At 60.8% G+C, this 18,714-nt stretch carries 16 protein-coding genes and 1 pseudogene; 10 read left to right on the top strand and 7 right to left on the bottom strand.

Features of this window, described 5'->3' with window-relative positions; genetic code table 11:
- Nucleotides 1-2: 2 nt before the first annotated feature.
- A complete protein-coding gene (locus tag V8689_RS15935) occupies nt 3-665 on the bottom strand; it encodes an amino acid ABC transporter permease (RefSeq protein ID WP_003191828.1) in 663 nt (220 codons plus the stop codon).
- Nucleotides 666-717: 52 nt separating this feature from the next.
- Entirely contained in the window at nt 718-1,566 is an 849-nt protein-coding gene (locus V8689_RS15940) for a transporter substrate-binding domain-containing protein (protein ID WP_056788120.1), read from the bottom strand.
- A gap of 325 nt (nt 1,567-1,891) precedes the next feature.
- Here V8689_RS15940 and V8689_RS15945 point away from each other — a divergent pair.
- Nucleotides 1,892-2,113 (top strand): annotated as a pseudogene (locus V8689_RS15945) (thioredoxin family protein); the annotation flags it as partial.
- An 88-nt stretch (nt 2,114-2,201) separates the two neighbouring features.
- Here the strand turns inward: V8689_RS15945 and V8689_RS15950 are convergent.
- The 3 genes from V8689_RS15950 to rpiB all read right to left on the bottom strand — a co-directional run bounded on the left by V8689_RS15950 (nt 2,202) and on the right by rpiB (nt 5,671).
- Entirely contained in the window at nt 2,202-3,770 is a 1,569-nt protein-coding gene (locus V8689_RS15950; protein ID WP_056788116.1) for a TerC family protein, read from the bottom strand.
- 395 nt (nt 3,771-4,165) lie between these two features.
- On the bottom strand, nt 4,166-5,146 hold the full coding sequence (locus V8689_RS15955) for a sugar-binding transcriptional regulator (protein ID WP_005788844.1): 981 nt from the start codon (nt 5,144-5,146) through the stop codon (nt 4,166-4,168).
- Nucleotides 5,147-5,209: 63 nt separating this feature from the next.
- The gene (rpiB, locus tag V8689_RS15960; RefSeq protein ID WP_044274312.1) at nt 5,210-5,671 is read right to left on the bottom strand and encodes a ribose 5-phosphate isomerase B; all 462 of its coding nucleotides are present in this window, start codon (nt 5,669-5,671) and stop codon (nt 5,210-5,212) included.
- 262 nt (nt 5,672-5,933) lie between these two features.
- Here rpiB and V8689_RS15965 point away from each other — a divergent pair, with 262 nt between their 5' ends.
- The 7 genes from V8689_RS15965 (at nt 5,934) to dhaL (ending at nt 13,275) form a co-directional block, all read left to right on the top strand.
- Entirely contained in the window at nt 5,934-7,421 is a 1,488-nt protein-coding gene (locus V8689_RS15965) for a sugar ABC transporter ATP-binding protein (RefSeq protein ID WP_056788113.1), read from the top strand.
- Complete coding sequence (locus V8689_RS15970) at nt 7,418-8,395, top strand: ABC transporter permease (protein WP_003191840.1); 978 nt, start codon at nt 7,418-7,420, stop codon at nt 8,393-8,395. Before V8689_RS15965 ends, V8689_RS15970 begins: the two co-directional genes overlap by 4 nt.
- 34 nt (nt 8,396-8,429) lie before the next feature.
- Nucleotides 8,430-9,437 carry a substrate-binding domain-containing protein gene (locus V8689_RS15975; RefSeq protein WP_056788110.1) on the top strand — a complete coding sequence of 336 codons (1,008 nt, stop codon included), beginning with the start codon at nt 8,430-8,432 and terminating at the stop codon, nt 9,435-9,437.
- 129 nt (nt 9,438-9,566) lie between these two features.
- Nucleotides 9,567-10,322, top strand: coding sequence for an SDR family oxidoreductase (locus tag V8689_RS15980; RefSeq protein WP_056788107.1), 756 nt, complete (start codon nt 9,567-9,569; stop codon nt 10,320-10,322).
- A 27-nt stretch (nt 10,323-10,349) separates the two neighbouring features.
- Nucleotides 10,350-11,465, top strand: a complete 1,116-nt coding sequence (locus tag V8689_RS15985) for an MDR/zinc-dependent alcohol dehydrogenase-like family protein (RefSeq protein WP_032876099.1) — start codon at nt 10,350-10,352, stop codon at nt 11,463-11,465.
- A gap of 157 nt (nt 11,466-11,622) precedes the next feature.
- Nucleotides 11,623-12,624, top strand: a complete 1,002-nt coding sequence (locus V8689_RS15990; RefSeq protein ID WP_060765861.1) for a dihydroxyacetone kinase subunit DhaK — start codon at nt 11,623-11,625, stop codon at nt 12,622-12,624.
- A gap of 3 nt (nt 12,625-12,627) precedes the next feature.
- Entirely contained in the window at nt 12,628-13,275 is a 648-nt protein-coding gene (gene dhaL, locus V8689_RS15995; RefSeq protein ID WP_056788102.1) for a dihydroxyacetone kinase subunit DhaL, read from the top strand.
- Nucleotides 13,276-13,398: 123 nt separating this feature from the next.
- On the opposite strand, the gene sohB is transcribed toward dhaL, so the two are convergent.
- A complete protein-coding gene (gene sohB, locus V8689_RS16000; RefSeq protein ID WP_032896860.1) occupies nt 13,399-14,424 on the bottom strand; it encodes a protease SohB in 1,026 nt (341 codons plus the stop codon).
- Between the two features lie 194 nt (nt 14,425-14,618).
- Here sohB and V8689_RS16005 point away from each other — a divergent pair, with 194 nt between their 5' ends.
- Together V8689_RS16005 and V8689_RS16010 are read left to right on the top strand one after the other, a co-directional pair.
- Nucleotides 14,619-15,329 carry a histidine phosphatase family protein gene (locus V8689_RS16005; RefSeq protein ID WP_056788099.1) on the top strand — a complete coding sequence of 237 codons (711 nt, stop codon included), beginning with the start codon at nt 14,619-14,621 and terminating at the stop codon, nt 15,327-15,329.
- Nucleotides 15,330-15,385: 56 nt separating this feature from the next.
- On the top strand, nt 15,386-15,700 hold the full coding sequence (locus V8689_RS16010; protein WP_056788097.1) for an SCP2 sterol-binding domain-containing protein: 315 nt from the start codon (nt 15,386-15,388) through the stop codon (nt 15,698-15,700).
- Between the two features lie 191 nt (nt 15,701-15,891).
- Here the strand turns inward: V8689_RS16010 and V8689_RS16015 are convergent, their stop codons facing one another.
- Nucleotides 15,892-18,528, bottom strand: coding sequence for an MGH1-like glycoside hydrolase domain-containing protein (locus V8689_RS16015; RefSeq protein WP_056788094.1), 2,637 nt, complete (start codon nt 18,526-18,528; stop codon nt 15,892-15,894).
- Nucleotides 18,529-18,714: the final 186 nt, after the last annotated feature.

Here is an 18,714-nt window from a genome sequence, read left to right on the forward strand (position 1 = left end):
CCTCAGCGACGGATAGCCAAACGCTGTTCCAGGTAACGGAGCAGCATGGCAATCAGGTAACAGGCAGCCACGTAGAGCGCGGTCGTGACCAGCCAGGTTTCAATCACCCGGTAGCTTTCGACGTTGATCTTGCGGGCGTAATAGGTCAGCTCCGGCACCGCGATCGCAGCGGCCAGGGAGGTGTCCTTGAACAGCGAGATAAAGTTGTTCGACAGCGCCGGCAGCACGTTGCGCAGCATCACCGGCACGGTGATGTAAGCGCGGATCCGCCACTCGCCCAGGCCGATGGCCAGGCCGGCTTCACGCAAGCCCTTGGGAATATTCACCAGGCCTGCGCGGAACACTTCGGTGAGGTAGGCACCGGCATACAGCGACAGGGTGATGATGAACGAGGGGATCTTGTCCAGGCGAATACCCAGGGAGGGCAAGGCGAAGTAGATCAACAGGATCAACACCAGGATCGGGGTGTTGCGCACCACCGTCACGTACACCGAGGCAAAAATACGCAACGCACGGTGCCGGGAGAGCATGGCAAACGCCATCAACAGGCCGATCACGCAGCCGATGGCGATCGACAGCAACGCCAACTGCAGGCCCAGGCCGAGCCCCGCCAGCAAGGTGTCGAAATCACGCCAGACGGCGGCAAAGTTCAACTGATAGTTCATGGTCGGCAGTACCTGAGTGGGGCGCGCTCAAGCACGCCCCGGCTGTTCCGGATCATTTGAATTCCACGGGAAAACCGATTGCCGGTTCTGGCAGATCAACGCCGAACCACTGCTTGAAAGACGCTTTGTAGGTGGGGAACTCCACGCCGGTCATGGCTTCGTGCAGCGCGGTGTTGACGAAGTTCAGCCAGTCCTGGTCGCCGCGCTTGACCGCGCAGGCGTAGGTTTGCGGGCTCCAGGCGTAGGTGGGGCTGCGGTAACGGCCAGGGTTCTGCACCATCAGGTATTTGACCGAGGACTGGTCGGTAGCCGCGGCATCGGCACGGCCTGAGTTCACGGCCTGGTACATCAGGTCAACGCTGTCGTACTGGTCGACCTTGGCCTTGGGCAGCGCCTGATGCACCAGCTCTTGGGCATACACGTTCTGCAGCACGGCCACGGTGACGTCATCGCCCGCCGCCTGCAGGTCTTCGATTTCCTTGTACTTGCTGTTGTTGGGCAACAGCAGGCCGACGCCTTCGCGGTAGTACGGCAGGGTAAAGGCCACCTGCTGCGCACGGCTGGCGGTAACGGTGATGAACTGGCAGCTCATGTCGACCTTGTCGGTGAGCAGGTTGGGAATACGTGCGTCGGACGACTGCACCACAAACTCCACCTTGCTCGGGTCATTGAACAAGCCTTTGGCCACGATGCGGCCGATGTCGATATCAAATCCCTGCAACTTGCCATCCGCTCCCTGGAAGTGCCACGGCGCATTGGTACTGCCTGTACCTACGATCAAGTGCCCGCGCTTGAGCACATCATCAAGCTTGCTGTCCGCCGCCTGCACCACGCTGGCGAGGGACGCCGATGTGGCGACAAGAAAAACACACGCTTTGAATACGGAAGGTCGGTGATGCATGACAAGCACTCCAGGGATTGTGTATTCCGCTATACCGGAACTTGGTATGTAACAACGGAATAGACAGCAGAAAGTGTGCCACAGGTCTTGAAGGAAAAATATGCAGGGATGAAAGTCGTTAGAGATCAGCAAGATAACGATTGGAATGATTCCAGGGCGTGGCAGCGTCTTTGCAAAGACTTGCTACTCAATGCCCCACAACGCTGTTACTGCGCACTCTCATGGGTCGCAGCGGTACGGCAGACCTGTGAAGGTTGACAGTAGACGGTACAGACCTGCGGGCTTAGCGTTGGGAAAAACGACTGCGGCTTGAAGGGGGATCATCATGGGAGTTGCAACGAGCAGAATTTCCAGCGCCAAGGCGTTCGAACGGTTACTGAACACACCACGCCCGGTATTCATTCTGTTTGTTTCCGAACACTGCCCTGCCTGCGTGCAGGCAGGGCCCTTGTTCGAACTGCACGCCTGGAAGCATCCCAGAGTCGTGAGCCTGGTAGTCGATTGCGCGCACACGCCGAGGCACCCAGACGTAACAGGCACCCCGACGCTGTTGATCTACCTGAATGGCGCCCTGGTAGAAAAATTCAAAGGCTTCGGCCCTCTGGAAGAGCAAGCGCCGTTTGTGCAGGGCATCTTCAGTCGTTATGACCCGCGCCAGGGCGCAAATGCACCTGCGTCACTCGACGCTCCTCCACTTCAGCCACCGTCAAACGCCAGCCTTCATGCTCCAGGCTATCGCCCACCACCGGCAGGCGGTCAAGCAGGCTCATCACCAAACCCGCCAAGGTTTGATAATCCTCGGTCGCCACCGCCTTGAAGCCCGTGCGCTGACGCACCAGGTTAAGGTTCAAGGCACCATTGGCACGGAAACCTTCGCCGTCCTCGACAATGTCCGGCCCTTCGATTTCGCTGGCATCGGGCAATTCACCGGCGATGGACTCCAGAATGTCCGTCATACTCAACACGCCCATGAAGTCGCCGAATTCGTTGATCACGAAGGCGATGTGGGTGGACTCCTGGCGCATCTGCTCCAGGGCATTGAGGATCGAAAAACTCTCCAGCAGGTTGATCGCCCGACGCGCCAGGTGTTCCAGGTTCGGCTCGTTGCCGGCCAAGTACTCCTTGAGCAACTCCTTCTTGTGCACAAAGCCCAGGGGCTCATCCACCGCACCGTTACGGATCAACGGCAGGCGCGAGTAGGACGAGTGCATCAGTTTCAGACGGATCGTGTCGGCGTCGTCCGCCAGGTCGATGCAGTCAACCTTGGCCCTTGGCGTCATCAGGGTGCGAATCGGCCGCTCGGCCAGTTGCAGCACACCACTGATCATCACCCGTTCACGTCGGTCAAACAGCGGGCCCTGCGCAGCATCCGGCTCACCCAGCAGGTCAGCGACCTCTTCACCCACCTCCTCCACCGCCAGGCTGCGACCGCCCAACAAGCGCATCACCGCATGAGCGGTACGCTCACGCACCGGCAACACACCTTGGGCCGATTTCTTGCGACGGGCGCGGGCGATCTGGTTGAACACCTCGATCAGAATCGAGAAACCAATGGCCGCGTACAGGTAGCCCTTGGGAATATGGAAGCCCAGGCCTTCGGCGGTCAGGGCGAAACCGATCATCATCAAAAAGCCCAGGCACAGCATGATCACGGTCGGGTGCGCATTGACGAAACGGGTCAGCGGCTTGCTCGCCACGATCATCAGGCCGATGGACACGATCACGGCGATCATCATCACCGCCAGTTCGTCGACCATGCCCACGGCAGTGATCACCGCGTCGAGGGAGAACACCGCATCCAGCACCACGATCTGCGCGACGATCGGCCAGAACATTGCGTAAGCCACATTACCCTTGTGCTGCGCCACATGGCCCTCAAGGCGCTCATGCAACTCCATGGTGGCCTTGAACAGCAGGAATATACCGCCGAACAGCATAATCAGGTCACGGCCCGAGAAGCTCTTGTCGAACACCTCGAACAGCGGCTGGGTCAGGGTCACCAACCAGGAAATACTCGCCAACAGGCCCAGGCGCATCAACAGTGCCAGGGACAAGCCGATCAACCGCGCACGGTCACGCTGCTCCGGCGGCAACTTGTCTGCCAGGATCGCGATAAACACCAGGTTGTCGATACCCAGCACCAGTTCCAGCACAATCAAGGTCGCCAGGCCGAGCCAGGCCGTGGGATCCGCTAACCATTCCATTTATAGAATCTCTGTCTTTAAAATTTTTAGAACGCCAGGCACGGCAAAGTGCGGTCATACGACCGGGACAAGGTTAGTTGACGGAATACGGGGTGTTTGAGCGGAAACAGCGACAGCGGTGGTCTTGGGGAAAGACGACTGGGAGGCTCCGAGAGGGTGTTCATGCAAGTCCTGAAATGACAAAAGGACTTGAATCCTACATTCGAAATACAAATTTCCCACAGCGCAAAACTATTACAAAACCTGTAAACCACTTTCAGAAGCACAGCAACTTTTGTGGGAGCTGGCTTGCCTGCGATGCGGGCACCTCGGTGCATCAGGTAGACCGGGTCGATGCAATCGCAGGCAAGCCAGCTCCCACAGAAAGCCTGCCCGCCTGCCAGATAGACGACTCATCAGGATTTACGGGTGGCATCGTCCAGCGCCAGGATGGTGTGGGCATTGGTGACGGTGGTCGCCAGCGTATTGATCACCCCCGAGCGCAGCGCCCCCAAAGTCGCCGCCGCCTTGGTGTTTTCACTGGCAATCGCCACCACATCGGGGATGCGAAACAGCTCCTGCACCGTCAACCCGATCACCCGCCCCTGGATGGCGTTGACCGCCGGCTGGCCGTGAATGTCGATAAAGTCATAGCCCATCATGTCGCCCACGGTGCCAGACAGGCGCGCCTGGGCGATTTCCTGGGGCGAGAACCAGCCCATGCGCACCATGTTGCTGTTCTCGCTCATGTCGCCGATGCCGATCAGGGCAATATCGGCACGCCGGGCGCGGTCAAGGGTCGAACGCACCGTGTCGTTGTTGATCAGCACCCCACGCAGTTCCGGGTTGGCCACCAGCGCCGGAGCGTAGAGGCTTTCACTTTCGCCACCAAAGCGCAGGGCCAGCCGTCGGCAGATGTGGTCAGGGTTCATGTACTCGCCGGCCTTGAGCGAACCGCCGATGGCGCACACGAAGGTGCAGTTGCGGGTCACCGGCAGAAACACGTTGTCGGCCACCGCGCCGACGTTACGGCCCATGCCCACGGCAACGATCATCCCATCGCCCAGGGTCTTGTTGAGGTAGTTGGCCACTAGGCTCGCGACCGCCGAGCGCTGGGTGTCGGGGTCGCTGTGGTCGACGGCGATCAAGGCACGGTCGAGCTTGAAGCGCTCTACCAACGCCCGCTCCAGCTCGTTGTTCATCGCCGGGTGCTGCAACACGCGCACCTCGACAATCCCTTCATCGCGCGCACGCTTGAGCAGGCGGCTGACTTTGGCCCGCGACAGGTCAAAGCGCTTGGCGATGGCCTCCTGAGTGACGTTCTCAAGGTAATAGAGCATCGCCACTTCGGTCATCTGATCGATATCACTGGCCATGCGCTGGGTACTGTCACTCATGGGGACGGGCTTCCGTTTCGGCGTCAAAGGCGCATTCTCCCGACTCTTGCCCTGCGCCGTCCACTACTGATGCCCATCACGCTCGATCGCATTGATGCGCTCGACCTTGGCCCCGGACCGCGCCGCTTCGAACTCCGAGGCCAAAAACGCGCTGACGATACTTTTGGCCAACTCCGCCCCGATGACCCGCGCCCCGATGGAGAGGATTTGCGCATCGTTGCTCTTGCGCGCCCGCTCCGCCGAATAGGTGTCATGGGCCTGGGCCGCACGAATGCCCAGCACCTTGTTGGCCGAGATGGCCATGCCAATCCCGGTGCCGCACACCAGCACACCGAGGCGCTGTTGCCCGGCATTGATGGCCGTGGCCACGGCCAGGGCGATGTCCGGGTACAGCACCGGCGCCATGGAATGCGTACCGAAGTCGGTCACCGGGTACCCCAACCCCTCGATATGGCGCTTCAACAGCTCTTTGAGCTCAAAACCCGCTTCATCACATCCGATAGCCACCGGGAAAGGTGTGTTCATGGTGCCTGGCTCCACTGATCAAATGATCACTTAGTGAAATATCTCTCACGCATTTCGCAAGTTTTCACCCCTTACTGTCAAGCAAGATTTAACTGACTCGCCAGTCAAGGCCCCATATAAAGGCAATAACCCCATCGCAGATGAGAATCACACCTTTCAAGTGAAAGAGATTGACTGATCAGAATTTCATTTGATACACATATGATCACAGCGAAACATGACTGTGCGACCTAATAAGAATTCACAGCACGAGGACACGCCGATGGCCACGCCATTACTGCTCCAGGCTGAACACGTCGCCAAGGCTTATGCCGGGGTGCCTGCCCTGCGCGACGGGCGCCTTGCTCTGCGCGCCGGCAGCGTCCACGCCCTGTGCGGCGGCAACGGCGCCGGCAAGTCGACCTTCCTGAGCATCCTGATGGGCATCACCCAGCGTGACGCTGGCAGCATCCTGCTCAACGGCGCACCAGTGCAGTTCAATCGCCCAAGTGAAGCCTTGGCCGCGGGGATCGCGATGATCACCCAGGAGCTGGAACCCATCCCCTACATGACCGTCGCCGAAAACATCTGGCTGGGCCGCGAACCGCGCCGCGCCGGTTGCATCGTCGACAGCAAGGCCCTCACCCGCCGCACCCGCGAACTGCTCGAAACGCTGGAGTTTGACGTCGACGCCACCAGCCCCATGCACCGCCTGAGCGTGGCGCAGATGCAACTGGTGGAAATCGCCAAGGCGTTCAGCCATGACTGCCAGGTGATGATCATGGACGAGCCCACCTCGGCCATCGGCGAGCGCGAGGCCGAAACCCTGTTCAAGGCCATTCGCCGCCTTACCGCACGCGGTGCCGGCATCGTGTACGTGTCCCATCGACTGAGCGAACTGGCGCAGATCGCCGATGACTACAGCATCTTCCGTGATGGCGCCTTTGTGGAAAGCGGGCGCATGGCCGATATCGACCGCGACCACCTGGTGCGCGGCATTGTCGGCCAGGAACTGACGCGCATCGACCACAAGGTGGGCCGCGAATGTGCGGCCAGCACCTGCCTGCAGGTCGACAACCTGAGCCGCAACGGTGAATTCCACGACATCAGCCTGCACCTGCGCCGTGGCGAGATCCTCGGCATTTATGGGCTGATGGGTTCCGGGCGCAGTGAGTTCCTCAATTGCATCTACGGCCTGACCGTGGCGGATTCCGGCAGCGTTACCTTGCAAGGCAAGCCCATGCCCATCGGGCAGCCCAAGGCAACCATCGACGCCGGCATGTCGCTGGTCACCGAAGACCGCAAGGACAGCGGCCTGGTGCTGACCGGCAGCATCCTGTCCAACATTGCACTGTCGGCCTATAAGCGCTTGTCGAGTTGGTCGCTGATCAACGCACGCAAGGAAGCGCAACTGGCCGAAGACATGGTCAAGCGCCTGCAGATCAAGACCAGCTCCCTGGAGCTGCCGGTGGCGTCCATGAGCGGCGGCAACCAGCAAAAGGTGGTGCTCGCCAAATGCCTGTCCACCGAGCCGGTGTGCCTGCTCTGCGATGAACCCACCCGCGGCATCGACGAAGGTGCCAAACAGGAGATCTACCACCTGCTCGACCAGTTCGTGCGCGCCGGCGGTGCAGCCATCGTGGTGTCGTCGGAAGCCCCGGAGCTGCTGCATTTGAGTGATCGCATCGCCGTCTTCAAAGGCGGCCGGCTGGTCACCATCAGCACCGACACCGCCCTTTCCCAGGAAGCCTTGTTGAGTCTTGCCTCATGAATGCCAAAACCATTGTCGCCCCCGTTACCGCCGCGCCGCGCAACCGCCTGCGCCTGTCCCTCGATCGCTTCGGCCTGCCGCTGGTGTTTATCCTGCTGTGCGTGGTGATGGCGTTTTCCAGCGAATATTTCATGACCTGGCGCAACTGGATGGACATTCTGCGCCAGACCTCCATCAACGGCATTCTCGCCGTGGGCATGACCTACGTGATCCTGACCAAGGGCATCGACCTGTCGGTGGGGTCAATCCTGGCGTTCGCCGGCTTGTGCAGCGCCATGGTCGCCACCCAGGGTTACGGCCTGTTGGCGGCGGTCAGCGCGGGGATGTTTGCCGGCGCGATGCTTGGGGTGGTCAATGGTTTCATGATCGCCAACCTGTCGATCCCGCCGTTTGTGGCCACCCTCGGCATGCTCAGCATCGCCCGGGGCATGACCTTTATTCTCAACGACGGTAGCCCGATCACCGACCTGCCCGACACCTACCTGGCCCTGGGCATCGGCAAGGTCGGCCCGGTGGGCGTGCCGATCATCATCTTCGCCGTGGTCGCGCTGATTTTCTGGATGGTGCTGCGCTACACCACCTATGGCCGGTATGTGTACGCGGTGGGCGGCAATGAAAAAAGCGCGCGCACCTCAGGCATTGGCGTACGCAAGGTGATGTTTTCGGTGTACGTGGTCTCGGGCCTGCTCGCCGGGTTGGCCGGCGTGGTGCTGTCGGCACGCACCACCTCAGCCCTGCCCCAGGCCGGGGTTTCCTATGAGCTGGACGCGATTGCCGCGGTGGTGATCGGCGGCACCAGCTTGTCGGGCGGTACCGGCAGCATTGTCGGCACTTTGTTCGGCGCACTGTTGATCGGCGTGATCAACAACGGCCTGAACCTGCTCGGCGTGTCCTCCTATTACCAGCAGGTCGCCAAGGGCCTGATCATCGTGTTCGCAGTCCTGATCGACGTGTGGCGCAAGAAGAAACGCTGAAGAACGACCCATAACAATAACCGGAGTTCTACTTATGAAACTGGGTACCACCCTGGCCGCTGCGGCGGCCCTCTCCCTGCTCGCCAGCAGCATTGCCCTGGCCGCCGACGGCAAGCCCTACAAGATCGGCGCAGCCGTCTATGGCCTCAAGGGCCAGTTCATGCAGAACTGGGTCCGTGAGCTCAAAGAACACCCGGCCGTCAAGGATGGCACCGTGCAGTTGACCGTATTCGACGGCAACTACGACGCCCTGACCCAGAACAACCAGATCGAAAACATGGTGACCCAACGCTACGACGCGATTCTGTTCGTGCCGATTGATACCAAGGCCGGCGTCGGCACCGTCAAGGCTGCCATGAGCAACGACGTGGTGGTCATCGCCTCCAATACGAAAGTAGCCGATGCCAGCGTGCCGTATGTGGGTAACGACGACGTGGAAGGCGGCCGCCTGCAGGCCCAGGCCATGGTCGACAAGCTCAATGGCAAGGGCAACGTGGTGATCATCCAGGGCCCGATTGGCCAGTCGGCCCAGATCGACCGGGAAAAAGGCGAGCTGGAAGTGCTGGGCAAACACCCGGACATCAAGATCATCGAAAAGAAAACCGCCAACTGGGACCGCGCCCAGGCCATGACCCTCACCGAAGACTGGCTCAACGCCCACCCCAAGGGCATCAACGGCGTGATCGCCCAGAACGACGACATGGCCCTGGGCGCCGTGCAGGCGCTGAAGTCCCATGGCCTCACCTCCAAGGACGTGCCTGTCACCTCTATCGACGGCATGCCGGATGCGATCCAGGCGGCGAAAAAGGACGAAGTCACCACCTTCCTGCAGGACGCCCAGGCCCAGTCTCAAGGCGCGCTGGACGTGGCATTGCGCGCCCTCGCCGGCAAAGACTACAAGCCGCAATCGGTGATTTGGGAACGCTATGCCAAGGATGTGAAATGGGCCGACGGCACGGCCAAGAACTACATCCTGCCCTGGGTGCCGGTGACCAACGCCAATGCGGATGCGCTGTACAAGCAAGTCAGCGGCGGTAAGTAGCCAGTGGCTTTGATCGTTCCCACGCTCCGCGTGGGAACGCATCCCGTGACGCTCTGCGTCACTTAACATCGGAACGCAGAGCGTTCCACGCGGCATTCCCACGCAGAGCGTGGGAACGAGGAGTCATTCATGTCTGGTTTCTGGAACCAAGCCTTCGACCTCAGCGGTCGTTGCGCAGTGATCACCGGTGGCGCCGCCGGCATCGGCCTGGCCTGCGCCACCTTGCTGGCGGAGCGCGGTGCCCGGGTGGCGCTGCTGGACCGCGACCCGGCCGTGGTCGAAGTGGCCGCCGGCCTGGGTGCCGGGCACCTGGGCATTGCCGTCGACCTCGGCCAGATCGGCCAGATACAACCCACCATCGACCGCGTATTCGCCCACTTCCAACGCCTGGATTACCTGATCAACAGTGCCGGTGTGGTGCTGTTGGACAAAGCCATTGAGGTGACTGAAAGCGCCTGGGACACCACCCTGGACATCAACCTCAAGGCCAGTTTCTTTGTGGCCCAGGCCTGCGCCAGACATATGCTTGCCCAAGGCAGCGGCCGCATCGTCAACCTGGCGTCCCAGGCCGCCGTGATTGGCCTGGACCGTCACGTCGCCTACTGCGCCAGCAAAGCCGCGATCGTCGGCATGACCAAGGTGTTGGCCATGGAGTGGGCACCGCAGGTAAACGTCAACGCCATCTCCCCCACCATCGTCGAAACCGCCCTAGGCAAGAAAGCCTGGGCCGGCGATGTGGGTGAACGGGCCAAATTGCAGATCCCGGCAGGCCGCTTCGCCCGGCCGGAAGAAATCGCCGGGCTGGCGCTGTACCTGCTCAGCGATGCCGCGCAGATGATCACCGGTGCGAACATGGTGATCGACGGCGGCTACAGCATTCAGTAATTCATCGTTATGTCGTGAGGTTTTGTCATGTCCACCGTCACCGAACGCACACCTGAACAACTCGCCCCAAGCATCCCGAAAACCATGCAGGCCGTGGTCTGCCACGGCCCGGAAGATTACCGCCTGGAAACCGTCGACGTGCCCACCCCCGGCCCCGACGAGATCCTCACCAAGGTCGAGCTGTGCGGCATTTGCATGGGCGATATCAAGACCTATCGCGGCGCGCCGTCGTTCTGGGGCGATGCCGAGCAACCGCGCTACGTGAAGCCGCCGATGATCCCCGGGCATGAGTTCGTGTGCCGCGTGGTCGCCCTTGGCCCAGGCGCCGAGAAGCGCGGCGTGGCCGTGGGTGACCGGGTGATCTCCGAGCAGATCGTGCCGTGCTGGGGCTGCCGCTTCTGCAACCACGGCCAGTACTGGATGTGCCAGAAACACGACCTGTATGGCTTCCAGAACAATGTGCAGGGCGCCATGGCCCAGTACATGATATTCACCAAGGAAGGCATCATCCACAAAGTGCCGGAATCCATCGCCCCCGATGAAGCGATCCTGATCGAACCCCTGGCCTGCTCGCTGCACGCGGCGGAACGTGCCAACGTCGACCATGACGACATCGTGGTGGTTGCCGGTGCCGGCACCCTGGGCCTGGGCATCATCGGCGCAGTGCGGTTGCGCAACCCGAAAAAGCTCATCGTGCTGGACATGAAACCCGAACGCGCCGCCCTCGCCCTGCGGATGGGCGCCGACGAAGTGTGGAACCCGGCCGAGGTGGATGTGCTGGCCAAGATCCGCGAGATCACCGATGGCTACGGTTGCGACATTTATATCGAGGCGACCGGGCACCACAAAGCGGTGAACCAAGGCCTGGCGATGCTGCGCAAGCTGGGACGCTTTGTGGAGTTCAGCGTGTTCAATGACGAGGCCACGGTGGATTGGTCGATCATCGGCGACCGCAAGGAACTGGATATTCTCGGCTCGCACCTGGGCCCGTATATGTACCCCAGGGCCATCGACTTTATCGGCAACCGCAAGATCGACATGCGCGACGTGGTGACCCACAAGTTTGCGCTGGCGGATTTCAAGGAAGCGTTTGCAGTGATGGAGCGCGGCGATAAATCGCTCAAAGTTGTGCTCGAACCCTGATCTCAGTAACAGCACACAACCCTGTGGGAGCTGGCTTGCCTGCGATGACGGTGCATCAGATAAAAATGCGCCAACTGACACACCGCCATCGCAGGCAAGCCAGCTCCCACAGTAGATGGGTGTCGTCCTTTAGAACAAGAACACAGGAACCCGCGTTATGAATCGAGTCATCAACGATCCCGACCAAGTGGTCGAAGACATGCTGCGCGGCATCCTGGTCGCGCACCCCCAATTGCGCCAGTACGAGAGCAACCCACGGGTCATCGTCAAGGCCAGGCCATCCGCCCAGGGCCGCGTCGGCATTGTCACCGGCGGCGGCTCCGGGCATGAGCCGGCGTTCCTCGGTTATGTTGGCCCAGGCCTGGTGGATGCGGTGGCCGTCGGCGAGATTTTTTCTTCGCCCACCGCCAAAAGCTTTTTCGACGCCTTCCGCGCTGCCGACCATGGCGCAGGCGTTGCCTGCCTGTATGGCAACTATGCCGGCGACAACATGAACGTGAAGTTGGCGATGAAGATGGCCGCCAGCAAAGACATGCGCATCCGCACGGTGGTCGCCAACGACGACGTGGCGTCCGCGCCCAAGGCCGACATCGCCAAGCGTCGCGGCGTGGCCGGGGAGATCTTCATGTGGAAGATCGGCGGTGCCGCCGCTGCCCAGCATTACGACCTGGACGGCGTGATCCGGGTGGCACAGAAAACCGTCGACCACTGCCGCTCGATTGGTATCGGCCTTACGCCCTGCACCATCGCGGCGGTGGGCAAGCCGAACTTCCAGATTCCCGACGGCCAGATGGAATTGGGTATCGGCCATCATGGCGAACCGGGTATCGAAGTCATCCCGATTGAACCGGCCGCCGCCATGGCCGAGCGCATGCTGGCGCCGATCCTCGCCGACCGCGATTTCAGCCAGGACGACAGCGTGGTGGTGTTGGTCTCTGGCCTTGGCGCCACGCCGGTGATGGAGCTGTATATTTTCTACGCCGAGGTAGAAAAACAGCTCAAGGCCAAAGGCTTGAAGATTCACCGCTGCTACGTGGGCAACTACTTCACGTCCCTGGAAATGATGGGCGTGACCTTGACCCTGCTCGGCCTCGACGCCGAGCTGAAAACCCTGATCGACCAACCCTGCCGCTCCATCGGCATGACCCAGACGGAGTGAACCATGAGCCAGCATTTTTCCACCCATGACGGCAGCGCCATCGTCGCCGACCTGGTCAGCGTCATCGTGGCCAACCGTGAGTACCTCAGCGAAGTCGACGGCGCCATAGGCGATGGCGACCATGGCATCAACATGGCCAAGGGTTTTGCCCATTGCGGCCGCACGATCGAAGGCCGCCAACTGACCCTGGCCGAAGCCCTGGACGAACTGACCCTGAGCCTGATGGAAGGCATCGGCGGCTCCATGGGGCCGTTGTATGGCAGCCTGTTTATCGGCATGGCCGACGAAGTACGCGGCCGTGAAGACATCGACGCCGCCACCTTCGCCCACCTGCTGCGCGGCGGCTTGACCTCGTTGCAGGACATCACCGAAGCGGGCGTGGGCGACAAGTGCCTGATGGATACGTTGATCCCGGCGGTGGAGGCTTTTGAACGGGCGCATGCGTCAGGGGCGTCGTTTAACGATGCACTCGAAGCGATGAAAAGCGCTGCTTCTCAAGGGCGAGATTCGACCAAGGACCTGGTGGCAAAGATTGGCCGGGCCAGTCGTTTGGGTGAGCGTTCGCTTGGGGTGTTGGATGCGGGGGCGGTGTCGTGCTGTCTGATCCTTACGCAGTTGGCGGACTCTATCCAACCTCGCCTGACTGCCTGAGTGATCGTTCCCACGCTCCGCGTGGGAATGCAGCCCTGGACGCTCCGCGTCCCGCCGCACGTGAGGGTGACGCAGAGCGTCACTGGAGGCGTTCCCACGCGGAGCGTGGGAACGATCGTGGGGTTACCAGAACCGCTGCTGGGTCAAGCGGCTCCACCAGGTCAATAGCACCCGGTCCACCGAACCGCTGGCCGCCAGGCCAACGCGCTCTTGCAGGCTCTTACGCTCGGCATAGTGCAGGTGGAAAACTTCGGCGGTCTTGGCCTTGGTGGCCAGGTATTCATCGCTGGTTTGCAGCTCATCGACCAGCTGTTTATCGAGCGCAGCAACGCCCAGCCACACTTCACCGGTAGCCACCTCGTCAATCGCCAACTGTGGGCGGTAACGCGAAACGAAGTTCTTGAACAACTGGTGGGTAATGTCCAGGTCTTCCTGGAACTTCTCCCGGCCCTTCTCGGTGTTTTCGCCAAACACTGTGAGCGTGCGCTTGTACTCACCGGCGGTCAGCACTTCAAAGTCGATGTCGTGCTTTTTCAGCAGGCGATTGACGTTGGGCAACTGCGCCACCACGCCAATGGAACCGAGAATGGCGAAGGGAGCGCTGATGATCTTCTCGCCGATGCACGCCATCATGTAGCCGCCGCTGGCCGCCACTTTGTCGATGCACACAGTCAATGGCACGCCGGCCTGGCGGATACGCGCCAGTTGCGAAGAGGCCAGGCCGTAGCTGTGCACCATGCCGCCGCCGCTTTCCAGGCGCAGCACCACTTCATCCTTGGGCGTGGCCAGGCTCAGCAGCGCGGTGATTTCATGGCGCAGGCTTTCGGTGGCCGAGGCCTTGATGTCACCGTCGAAATCCAGCACGAAAACCCGTGGCTTGGCCTCGGGCTTCTTCTTGTCTTTCTTCTTTTCGGCTTTGCTTTCGGACTTGCGCAGGGCCTTGAGCTGGTCTTTGTCGAGCAGGCTCGACTCCAGGCGCTCGCGCAAGCCCTTGTAAAAATCATTCAGCTTGCTGACCTGCAATTGGCCGGCGGATTTACGACGACCTTTGCTGCGCAGTGCTGCAAAGCTGATCAGTACCACCAGAATAGCGACCACCAGGGTGACGGTCTTCGCCAGAAAGCTCGCGTATTCGGCCAGAAAATCCATATGTCTCCTTAAAAAAAGCACTGCGCCAGGCGCGGATGGCCCCAGCATACCGACGCCACCGCGAAGGAGCCAGTGATCAAACCGCCAGCAGGCGGGCTCCAACACGCTTTTAAAACAAGCGTATGTTTTTTCATTGACAGCTCGCAGGCATCCTCATAACCTCGCCAGACTTTCAACGTACCGGGAAAACGGACGTGGGCAGCATTTATCTGATTCGACATGGCCAGGCCTCCTTCGGTGCAGACGACTACGACGTCCTCTCGCCCGTTGGCGTGGAACAAGCGCAAGTGCTCGGTCGCCACCTGGCAGACCTGGGCATTGCCTTTGACCGCTGCATCGCCGGCGACCTGCGTCGCCAGCAGCACACCGCCAGCGCCACGTTCGATCAGTACCGCGCCCTGGGCTTGCCGGTGCCAGCATTGGAAACAGACAGCGCGTTCAACGAGTTCGACGGCGAAGCGATTATTCGCGGCCTGTTGCCCGACCTGCTCAGCACTGAACCGGATGCCGTGCACATCCTGCGCAATGGCCCGCAGAACCGCAGCGAGTTCCAGCGCATTTTCGCCCTGATCATCGAACGCTGGCTGGCCGGCACCTATGATCCGCCGGGGCTGGAAAGCTGGCTGGGGTTTGTCGAGCGGGTCCAGGGGGGCTTGCAGCGCATCCTTGAAGCCGCGAACCACACCGACAAAATCGCCGTATTCACCTCCGGCGGCACCATCACCGCCCTGCTCCACCTGATTACCCGAATGCCTGCCGCCCAGGCCTTTGAAATGAACTGGCAAATTGTTAACACCTCGCTCAACCAACTCAAGTTCCGTGGTCGCGAGGTGGCACTGGCTTCCTTCAACAGTCATGCCCACTTGCAACTGTTGAAGGCGCCGCAGCTCATCACTTTCCGATGACCTGCGGCCAACCGTGACCCCAAGGTCACTGGACTCTACCCTTAAGGATCGAAACCATGACTAACGTAGCTAAAGCAGTAGAAGCAATGAAAGCCAAATTCAACCCAAGCGCTGCCGTGGGCTTGGACCTGGTATTCGGTTTCCGTATCGACGACAGCAAGAATTTCTCGCTGGTGGTCAAGGATGAGACCTGCGAACTTAAAGAAGGCGAAAACCCTGACGCTCAGGTCACCCTGGTGATGGACAGCGAAACCCTGGAAGGCATCGTCGACGGTTCCACCGACGGCATGCAGGCCTTCATGGGCGGCAAGCTGCGCACCGAAGGCGACATGATGCTGGCGATGAAGCTGAGCGAGCTGTTCCCTTCCTGATTCACGGGTAACCTTGAATGCTGATCCCGCCTCACCAGGCGGGATTTTTTTGCCTGCATTCTCGCAGTGAATAAAGCCCTCTGTGGGAGCTGGCTCGCCTGCGATGGCATCCACTCCCTTTTCCGGACACACCGCGGCGCCTGTATCGCAGGCAAGCCAGCTCCCACAGAAAAGCAAATCCGCAGGGGTGCTCAGGGTTTTGGTTGCAACAGTAACGCCACCAATGCACTCCAGCCGGTCTGGTGTGAAGCCCCCAACCCTCGCCCTGTCTCCCCATGAAAATACTCATGGAACAACACCAGGTCACGACTGGCCGGGTCCTCCTGCAACTGCGCATACCCCGCCATCGACGGCCGCACCCCGTTTTCATCCCTGAGAAACAACCGCGTCAGCCGCTCGCTGAGACTGTCAGCCACTTCCTCCAGAGACGCCAGATACCCACTGCCCGTCGGGTACTCCACGGAAAAATGCTCCGCGTAATAGCGATGAAACTCGCGCAACGATTCAATCAACATGTAGTTCACCGGCATCCACAGCGGCCCGCGCCAATTGGAGTTGCCGCCGTACAAGCGTGAGTCGGATTCACCGGGTTGGTAACTGGCACACAGGGTGTCGCCATTCATCTTCAACGCCAGGGGCTGCTCAGCGAAGGCCTTGGACAGGGCGCGTACGCCAAAGGCCGACAAGAACTCCTGATCATCCAACATGCGCCGCAGCAAATCCTTGGTGCGTTCACCGCGCAACAGCGCCAGCAACAGGCGGTTGCCCTGCCCCGGCTCGGTCCAGCGCGAAACCAGCTTGGCCAGGTCCGGCCGATGATGCATAAAACCCAGCAGGCGCTCGCGCAAGCCTTCCAGGCCCTCATGCTCGCGCTGTTCCAGCACCAGCACCGCGAACAGCGGCATTAACCCGACGATGGAGCGCAGGCGCACCGGTTCGCTCTGGCCATCAGGGCGATGCAGCACGTCGTAGAAAAACTGGTCCTGCTCATCCCACAAGCCTTCGGCGCTGTCGTCGACGCGGTTGATGGCGCCGGCGATGTAGAGGAAATGCTCGAAAAACTTCACAGCAATGTCCACGTACACCGCATTGCGCTTGGCCAGTTCCAGGCCGATGCGCATCAGGTCCAGGGCATAGGCCGCCACCCAGGCGGTGCCGTCGGCCTGGTCCAACTGGTAACCCGGCGGCAACGTGGCCGAACGGTCGAACAAGGCAATATTGTCCAGGCCCAGAAAACCACCCTGGAACAGGTTGCGGCCCTCGGCGTCCTTGCGGTTGACCCACCAGGAGAAATTCAGCAGCAGCTTGTGAAAGATCCGCTCCAGAAAATCCATGTCACCCACGCCGGTCAGCGCCTTGTCTTGCTGATACACACGCCAGCTGGCCCAGGCATGCACGGGCGGGTTGGCGTCATCAAAGCGCCATTCGTAGGCCGGCAATTGGCCGTTGGGGTGCATGAAGCGGTCCTTTACCAGCAACAACAGCTGTTGCTTGGCGTAACCAGGGTCGATCAGCGCGATGGCCACCGCCTGGAAGCCTTGGTCCCAGGAGGCATACCAGGGGTATTCCCAGGTGTCGGGCATGGAGAGGATGTCGAAGTTGGACAGGTGCCGCCAATGGGTATTGCGGATGTGCAAGCGCTCGGGCGGTGGCGCCGGCTGGGCTGGGTCACCGTCGAGCCACTGGTTCACGTCAAAATAGTACAGCTGCTTGGACCACAGCAGGCCGGCCAGGGCCTGGCGTTTCACATTGCGCGCATCTTCATCAGCGATGCCTTGCTGCAAGACCGCGTAGAAGTCATCGGCCTCCTGGCAGCGCTGTTCGAACAGCTTGCGCGCATTGACATCCGGCGCGTCCACAGGCGCAAAGCGCAGGTAAAGGGTTTTGCTTTCCTGGCCCGCCAGTTCAAGGGTGAAATGCGCGGCCACTTTGGTGCCGGCGTCCCGGCGAACGGCCGATTCAACCCCGCTCACCACATAATCGTTGATCCCATCCTTGAACGGCCCCGGCGCCGGTTGCCCGTCCAGTTTGGGACGGTTGGTTTCGTTTTCACAGAACAGCCAACACATCCCCTCCTGGCCCCAGGCGCTGAGGTGTCGATCATCGAGTTCATGATGACGGGCCAGTACGCGCTTACCGTCCAGCGTCAAGCTGGGCTTGGGTGCATCGAGGGTCCAGCTCCAGTCATTGCGCGCCCAGAGTTGAGGCAGCACCTGCAGGCGTGTGGGTTGGTCCGAACGGTTATGCACGGTGACGCGCATGAAGATATCGTCGGGCTGATGCTTGGCATATTCGACGCTGATGTCGCAGTAATGGTTGTCTGCAAACACGCCGGTATCGAGGATTTCATACTCGGTATCCGTCAGCCCACGACGGGCGTTTTCGGCGATCAGGTCGGCGTACGGAAAGGCCGCATGAGGGTATTTGTAGAGCATGCGCATGTAGGCATGGCTCGGTACGCCATCAACGAAAAAGTACAGTTCCTTGACGTCTTCACCGTGGTTGCCTTCGGCGTTGTTGAGGCCGAACAGGCGCTCCTTGAGGATTGCATCGCGCTCGTTCCACAGCGCCAGGCCCAGGCACCAGCGTTGGGCCTTGTCACTGAAACCGGCCAAGCCGTCCTCGCCCCACCGATAGGCGCGGCTGCGTGCGTGCTCATGGGGGAAGTAGGCCCAGGCATCGCCGTCGGCGCTGTAGTCTTCGCGCACCGTGCCCCATTGGCGTTCACTCAAGTAAGGGCCCCACTCGCGCCACCGCTCGGCGTGTTGCGTTGCCAGGCGCTGGCCTTCAATGGTGCCCAGCAGGTTGGTTGCGGGTTTGGCCGTCATCGGGTCCTCCTTCACCTACACAGTGAGGCGCAGTGTAGAGCGCAATGACGCCCGCTTGCACATGAAGACTTAGACGCAGGGTCAACTCATTCATTTGCAGAATGAAGTCCAGAGGAATCTTCGTTTGCAAGCCAGCCGGCGGCTCAACAAAATCAGGCAAAGGCCACGTTCATCGCTCCAGTCATC

It is taken from the genome of Pseudomonas sp. AK181 (genome assembly GCF_051122975.1).
Lineage (GTDB): Bacteria > Pseudomonadota > Gammaproteobacteria > Pseudomonadales > Pseudomonadaceae > Aquipseudomonas > Aquipseudomonas lactis.